Annotated in this window: 3 protein-coding genes; all 3 read left to right on the forward strand. The window is 76.6% G+C overall.

The window, feature by feature from the left end:
• On the forward strand, positions 1 to 2,913 hold a 2,913-nt coding region (locus tag E1267_RS41050), incomplete at its 5' end, for a non-ribosomal peptide synthetase (protein ID WP_132341301.1).
• Positions 2,910 to 6,635 (forward strand): non-ribosomal peptide synthetase, encoded by a 3,726-nt coding sequence (locus E1267_RS41055; protein WP_132341303.1) that lies wholly within the window; start codon positions 2,910 to 2,912, stop codon positions 6,633 to 6,635. The genes E1267_RS41050 and E1267_RS41055, both read left to right, overlap by 4 nt.
• A partial coding sequence (locus E1267_RS41060; protein ID WP_246064648.1) for a condensation domain-containing protein occupies positions 6,635 to 7,921 on the forward strand: 1,287 nt, incomplete at its 3' end. The genes E1267_RS41055 and E1267_RS41060, both read left to right, overlap by 1 nt.

Below are 7,921 nucleotides of genomic sequence, written 5' to 3' on the forward strand. Positions count from 1 at the left end.
GGGCGGGTGGTGGCGCTGGCGCTCGGGCGTTCCGCGGACCTGGTGGTGGCGATCCTGGCGGTGCAGCGGGCGGGCGCCGCGTACCTGCCGCTCGACCTGGACCATCCGTTCGAACGGCTCGCGTACCTGGTCGCGGACGCGGACGCGAGGCTGCTGGTCGCCGAGCCCGGCGTACTGCCGGACCTGACGATCGAGCGCCTGCCGCCCGCGGCGTCCGCGCCGGGCGGGGCGCTGCCCGCGATCCGGCCGCACGACGCCGCCTGGGTGATGTACACCTCCGGCTCCACCGGCCGCCCCAAGGGCGTGGTGGTGGGCCACGCGGGCGTCGCGAGCCTGACCCACACCCTCGTGACGGCGTTCGGGCTCGACGCCGGCAGCCGCGTGTTGCAGCTGGGAGCGCCGTCCTTCGACATCTCGGTGGCCGAGCTGTGCATGGCGTTCGGCTCGGGCGGCACGCTCGTCGTCCCGCCTCCCGGTCCGCTGGCCGGCGCGGACCTGGCCGAGGTGCTGCGGCTGCGGCGGGTCACGTTCGGGCTGATCCCGCCGGCGGTGCTGGCGACCGTGCCGCCCGGCGACTACCCCGGCCTGCGCGGGCTGGCGTCCGGCGCCGACGTGTGCCCGGCCGAGCTGGTGTCGGCGTGGCCGGGCGTACGGTTCTGGAACGCGTACGGGCCGACGGAGACCACGGTCGCCGCCAGCGTCAGCGACCCGCTCACCCCCGGCGGCGGGCTCCCGCCGATCGGCCGTCCCCTCGCGGGCCACCGCCTGTACGTCCTGGACGCCCGCCTGCGCCCGCTGCCTGTGGGGGTGCCCGGCGAGTTGTACGTCGCCGGGCCCGGCGTGGCCAGGGGCTACCTCGGCCGGCCCGGGCTGAGCGCCGAGCGGTTCGTCGCCGACCCGTACGGCCCGCCCGGCGAACGCATGTACCGCACCGGGGACCTGGCGCACGTGCGGGCCGACGGCCAGTTGCAGTTCCTGGGCCGGGCGGACGACCAGGTGAAGGTGCGCGGCCACCGGATCGAGCCGGCGGAGATCGAGGCGGTGCTGGCCGGGCACGGGTCCGTCGCCAGGGCGGCGGTCGCGCCGCGCGGCGGCCGGCTCGTCGGCTACCTCGTGCCCCGCGAGGCCGGCTCGTGCGACACCGCGGACGTCCTGGCCCACGCCGGGGCGTCGCTGCCCGCGTCCATGGTGCCGGGCGACCTGGTGGTGCTGGACGAGCTGCCGGTCACGCCGCAGGGCAAGCTGGACCGGGCCGCGCTGCCCGACCCGCCGGCGCCCGGTTCCTCCCGGGCGTCGCGCGAGCCGGCCACGGACCGCGAGGCCACGCTCTGCGCGCTGTTCGCCGAGCTGCTGGGCGTGCCCGAGGCGGGGGCGAAGGACGACTTCTTCCGGCTGGGCGGCGACAGCATCACGGCGATCCAGCTCGTCAGCCGGGCCAGGGCTGAGGGCCTGGGTCTGACGCCGCGCGAGGTGTTCGTCGCGCGGACCCCCGCCGCGCTGGCGGACGTCGCCCGGGTCAGCGCCCGCACCGTGACCGACTCCCCCGCTGGCCGGTTCCCGATCACGCCGATCATGCACTGGTGGCGCGAGCACGGGGGCCCGCTCGGCACGTTCACGCAGTCGCTGGCCGTGCCCGTGCCCGCCGGGGTGGACGAGGAGCGCATCCGGGCGGCGCTGCGCACGCTGACGGTCAGGCACGCGGCGCTGCGCACGCGCCTGCTGCGCCACGCGGACGGCGGCTGGGAGCTGGAGGTCCTGCCCCCGGAGGAGGCGCCGGAGGTCCCGTTCAGCCGGGCGGCCCCGAGCCGGTCCGGTCCGGGCGCGGACTCCCGGCCGGACGTGGCCCCGCCGCTCGACCCCGGGAGCGGCCGGATGCTGGCCGCGGCCTGGCCCGCGCCGGACCGGCTGGTCGTCACCGCGCACCACTTCGCCGTGGACGGCGTCTCATGGCGCCTGCTCGGCCCGGAGCTGGAGGCGCTGCTGCGCTCCCCCGGCTCAGGCGGGCCGGCGCAGGGCACCTCGTTCGCCCGCTGGGCCCGCCTGCTGGCCACCGAGGCGCGGCGTCCCGAGCGGGTGGCGGAGCTGCCCTTCTGGGAGAAGACGGCGGCGGACGGCGCCACGCTGCTGGCCCCGGGGTGGAAAGGCCGCGGCGGCCCGCGCACGACCCTGACCACCCGGCTGCCCGCCGGCCTCACCGAGCAGGTGCTCACCCACCTGCCCGCCGCGTTCGGCTGCGGGCCCGACGAGGTCCTGCTGACCGCGCTGGCCATCGCCGTGGCACGCTGGCGCGGCGGCACGGACGTGCTCGTCGACGTCGAACGGCACGGCAGGGACGCCTTCACCGGCGCCTTCACCGGCGACCCCGACGGCCACCCCGACGGCGACCCCAACGGCGACATCGACGTCTCGGCCACCGTCGGCTGGTTCACCGTCCAGCACCCGGTGCGGCTGGACGCCTCGGGAGAGCCCGCCGCCGCGCTCAAACGCGTCAAGGAACGGCTGCGCGCCGTCCCGTCGGGAGGGCTCGGCCACGGGCTGCTGCGCCACCTCAACCGGGACACCGCGCCGAGGCTCGCCGCGCTGCCCGCCGCCGACCTGCGCTTCAACTACCTGGGCAGGTTCGACGGCGAGCTGTCGGGCATGCCGGACGCTCCGATGGCGTACGCGGTGGAGCTGGACGCCGTCGCCCGGCAGGGCGGGGACGGCGCCCGGCTGGTGGCGAGCTGGTCCTACGCCGCCGAGGCGGTCAGCGAGGAACGCGCCGGGGAGCTGGCCGGGCAATGGTCACGCGCGCTCGCCGAGCTGGCCGGCAAGGCGGGCGAGGGCGGCGCGACCAGCTCGGACTTCCCGCTGGTCGAGCTGACGCAGAGCCAGATCGAGGCTCTTGAGGCCGACCTGGACGGCGACTGGTGAGCCGCGCGCTGGCCGACGTGCTGCCGCTCTCCCCCGCGCAGGAGGGCCTGCTCTTCCACGCCCTGTACGGCGGCGACGACGTGTACGTGATCCAGGCCAGGTTCGCCGTCGACGGGCCCGTGGACCCGGCCCGGCTGCGGGCGGCCGTCGAGGCCCTGCTCGACCGGCACCAGAACCTGCGCGTCTGCTTCCGCCACAAGGGCCTGGACCGCCCGGTGCAGCTCGTACCGCGTCGGGTGCGCCTGCCGTGGACCGAGGTGGACCCGCCCTCGGACGCCGAGCTGGAACGCATCCTGGAGGGCGACCGGCTGCGCCCGTTCGACGTGACCAGGCCGCCGCTGGTCCGGGCCACGCTGGTGCGGCGGCGGGAGCTGGTGCTGACCATGCACCACCTCCTCGTGGACGGCTGGTCGATGCCGATCCTGGCGCGCGAGCTGGCCGCTCTCTACGCGGGCGGGGACCCGCTGCCGCCCGCGCCGCCGTACCGGGACCACCTGGCCTGGCTGCGCGGCCAGGACGGCGAGCGGGCGGCGCGCGAGTGGCGGGCCGCGCTCGCGGACCTGCCGGGGCCGACCCTGCTCCGGCCCGGCAGGTCCGCGAACGCCGGCGCGGCGAGCATGCGGCAGGGCACGGTGGAGGCCGAGCTGACGGCGGAGCTGAGCCAGGCGCTGCGCCGGCGGGCGCGCCGGTCGGGCGTGACCGTCAACACGCTGGCGCAGGCGGCGTGGGGGCTGGTGCTGGCGCGGCTGACCGGACGCTCCGACGTGGTGTTCGGCACGGTGGTGTCGGGCCGCCCGGCGGAGCTGGCGGGCGTCGAGTCGATGGTGGGGCTGTTCATCAACACGCTGCCGGTCCGGGTCAGGACGGGCGAGCCCGGCCTGCTGCAGCGCCTGCAGGACGAGCAGGCCAGGCTCTCGGCCTTCCACCACGTACGTCTGGCCGACGTGCGGCGCGGCGCCGGCGAGTTGTTCGACACGCTGCTGGCCTTCGAGAACTACCCCCGCGACGGCCTGGCCTCCTCCGGTGTGCGCCTGACTGAAGTGCGCGACGCCACCCACTACCCGCTCACGGTCACGGTCGTCGCAGGCGAGCGGTGGTGGCTGCGGCTCGGCTACCGCGCCGACCTGGTCGGCCGCGCCGAGACGGAGGCCGTCGGGGCCCGGCTGACCAGGGCGTTCGAGCTGCTCGCCGGGGGCTCGGAGCACGGTGACGTGCTCCCCGAGCCGGAGAAGCGGCGGCTGCTGGTGAGCGGGAACGGCGCCGCGCGCGAGCGGGCGGGCGGATCGGTGCCCGAGCGGTTCGCGGCGCAGGCGGCCCGCACCCCGGACGCCGTGGCCGTCGAGCACGGCGGGCACACCCTCACCTACGCCGAGCTGGACGCCCGCTCCGGCCAGGTCGCGGCCGCGCTCGACGTGGCACCGGAGACGCCGGTCGCGCTGCTCATGGAGCGCTCGCCCGACCTGGTGGTCGCGCAGCTGGCGGTGCTGAAGGCGGGCGGCTGCTACGTCCCGCTCGATCCCGGGCAGCCGCGGGCCCGCCTCGACCGGCTCATCGGCGACAGCGGCGCCCGGATCGTCCTGACGAGCCCGCCGGCCGCGGCCGGGGACGGATTCACGCCGAGGCCCGTGCACCCCGGGTCGGCCGCCTACGTCATGTACACCTCCGGCTCCACCGGCGCCCCCAAGGGCGTCGTCGTCACCCACGCGAACATCGCGGAGCTGGCCGCCGACCGGCGCTTCGCCGGGCACCGGCGGGTGCTGCTGCACAGCCCGCACACGTTCGACGCGGCCACGTACGAGGTGTGGGCGCCGCTGCTGAACGGCGGCACCGTGGTCATCGCCCCGCCGGGCCCGCTGCGGCCGGAGACCATCCAGCGCGGCCGGCTGGACGCGGTGTGGCTGACGGCCGAGCTGTTCCGCACCGTGGCCGACCTGGAGCCCGGCGCGCTGGCCGCGGCGGGCGAGGTGTGGGCGGGGGGCGACGTGCTGCCGCCCGACGCGGTCCGCCGGGCGGCCCGGCACGGCGTACGGGTCGTCAACGGGTACGGGCCCACGGAGACGACGACGTTCGCCACCGCCCATCCCGTGGGAGCGGAGCCCGGGAGCGGACCGGTGCCGATCGGCCGGCCGCTGGACAACACCCGCGTGTACGTCCTGGACGCGCGCCTGCGCCCGGCCCCGGCCGGCGTCGTCGGCGAGCTGTACATCGCGGGGACGGGCCTGGCCCGCGGCTACCTCGGCCGGCCGGGGCTGACGGCGGAGCGGTTCGTGGCCGACCCGTTCGCGCCGGGCGAGCGGATGTACCGGACCGGCGACCTGGCGCGGTGGACGTTCGCCGGGGAGCTGGAGTTCGCCGGCCGGGCGGACGGCCAGCTGAAGATCCGCGGTCACCGCATCGAGCCGGGCGAGGTGGAGTCCGTCCTGGAGAGTTCGCCCGGCGTGTCCCGCGCGGTCGTCACCGCCGCCGACGCGCCAGGGGGCGGCAGGCGGCTGATCGCGTACGTGGTGCCCGGAAGGACGCTGGAGCGGACCCGCGCGTACGCCGCCGCCCGGCTGCCCAGGTATCTGCTCCCCTCGCGGTACGTGCCGCTCGACCGTCTGCCGCTCACCCCCCACGGCAAGGTCGACCGCGCCGCCCTGCCCGCCCCCGGGCCGCCCGGGACCCGCGGGGACACCGGCCCGCACAGCCCGTCCGAGCCGGGCTCCGCGCGCGAGAAGGAGCTGCGCGGCCTGTTCGCCGAGGTGCTCGGCCTGCCGGAGGCACGCGCGGACACCGACTTCTTCGCCTCGGGCGGGGACTCGCTGCTGGCCATGCGGCTCACCGCCGCGATCGAGTCGGCGATCGGCGTCCGCACCTCCATCGCCGCCCTGTTCGAGGCCCCCACGCCCGCCGAGCTGGCCGTCCGGCTCGATCAGGCGCCGGCCGAGCTGGATCTGTCGCCGCTGCTGACGCTCCGGGACGGCGGCGAGGGGGCGCCGCTGTTCTGCGTGCACCCCGGCCGGGGCATCGGCTGGTCGTACACCGCGCTGCTCCCCCACCTCCCCCACGACCGGCCGGTGCACGCGCTGCAGTCGCCGGTGCTCGACGCCCCGGACTGGCGGCTGCCCCGCACCATGCGGGAGCTGGCCGACGACTACCTGGCGCGGCTGCTCAAGGCCCAGCCCGAGGGGCCGTACCTGCTGCTGGGTCACTCCTTCGGCGGGCTGCTCGCGTACGAGATGGCCGCCCGCCTGAGAGAGAGCGGCCGGCGGGTGGGGCTGGTCGCCTCGCTGGATGCGGTCCCCTGGCCGCCCGGCGAGGACCCCGACCCCGACGCCGTCGAGCAGGAGGCGCTGACCATCCTGCTGCGCACCCGCACGCTGCACCCCTACGCACAGCCCGGACGGCTGGAGCCGGAGCGGGTGTTCGCCGCCGTGCGCGGCAGCGAGGGCCCGCTGTCGGGGCTGACCGACCGGCACCTGGCCGCCGTGGCCGGCACGGTGGCCGGGCACCTGCGGCTGGCCGTCACCTACCGGCCGCCGCCGTACGACGGGACGGTGCTGCTGTTCTCGGCCACCGCCCAGCCCGGCGGCCTTGACTCGGCGGTCAAGGCCGAGCGCTGGAGCCGCTCCTCCCGCCACGTGCGGGTGCACGACCTCGGGTGCGGGCACAGCGACCTGCTGAGACCCGGCCCCGCCGCCGAGATCGCCAGAGTCGTCGAGCCGATCCTCCGGGAGTCGTGATGGAGAAGTACGAGTTCCCCGTGTCACCGGCGCAGGCCAGAATGCTGGTGCTCGACCAGCTCAACCCGGGCACCGCCCAGTACAACGTGCCCGTGGCCTTCGACGTGCGCGGGCGCTTCGACGTCGAGGCGTTCCGCGCGGCCCTGGAGGCGGTGGTCGCCGCGCACGAGTCGCTGCGCACGGTGTTCCAGCCGCACGACGGCGGCTATGTGCAGGTCGTCGCGGAGGAGGTGCGGGTCGCGCTGCGCGTCGAGCGGGACGTGCCCGCGGCGCGGGCGCACGCCCGGCTGAAGGCCGAGGCGGCGGCGCCGTTCGACGTGGAGGCCGGACCGCTGCTGCGCTGCGTGGTCCACGTCGTCGCCGACGAGCACCACCTCGTGCTGCTGACCGTCCACCACCTGGTGTGCGACGGCTGGTCGCTGCGGCTGCTGCTGGAGCAGGTCTCCGGCGCCTACCGGCGGCTCGCCTCCACCGGCGGGTCCCCGGCGGACCCCGGGCCGCTTGTGCCGCAGTACCCCGACTACGCCGTCTGGCAGCGGGAACGGCTGCACACCATGGACGAGTCCGTCGCGTTCTGGGCGGACACCCTCAAGGACGCTCCCACGACGCTCGCCCTGCCCGCCGACCGGCCACGCCCCGCCGTGCAGTCGGCGGCCGGCGGCGTCGTACGCGTCCCGCTGGCCCCCGGCACGCGTGAGCGCATGGCCGAGGTGGCCGCCGGGCGGAACGCGACGCCGTACATGGTGATGTTCGCGGCGTTCGCCGCGTTCCTCGCGAGGATCAGCGGCCAGCGCGACCTCGTCATCGCCGTCCCGGTGGCCGGCCGCGACCACCCGGACGTGCAGGCCATGATCGGCCTGCTGGTCAACACGATCGCCGTCCGCGCCGACCTGTCGGGCGACCCGGAGTTCTCGGACCTGCTCGGCCAGGTGCGTGACCGTCTCCTCGCGGCCCGGCCGCACCACGAGGCCCCGTTCGAAGCCGTGGTGCAGGCCCTGGCCCCCGGCAGGGAGCTGAGCCACGACCCGCTCGTCCAGGTGATGCTGGCCTACGACGACGACACCTCGTTCGCTCTCGACCTGCCCGGCGCCACCGCGGAGCGCGTCGAGCTGCTGCTGGACGACGCCAAGTTCGACCTGCTCATGAACGTCGAACGCCAGGGCGACGAGCTGGCCGCCCACCTCGTCCACCGGGCGGACCTGTTCGACCGGGAGACCGTGCGCCACTGGGCGCGCGCCTTCGGGACGCTGCTCGACGGCCTGCTCGCCGAGCCCGGCCGCCCCGTG

The organism is Nonomuraea longispora (assembly GCF_004348345.1).
Classification (GTDB): Bacteria; Actinomycetota; Actinomycetes; order Streptosporangiales; family Streptosporangiaceae; genus Nonomuraea; species Nonomuraea longispora.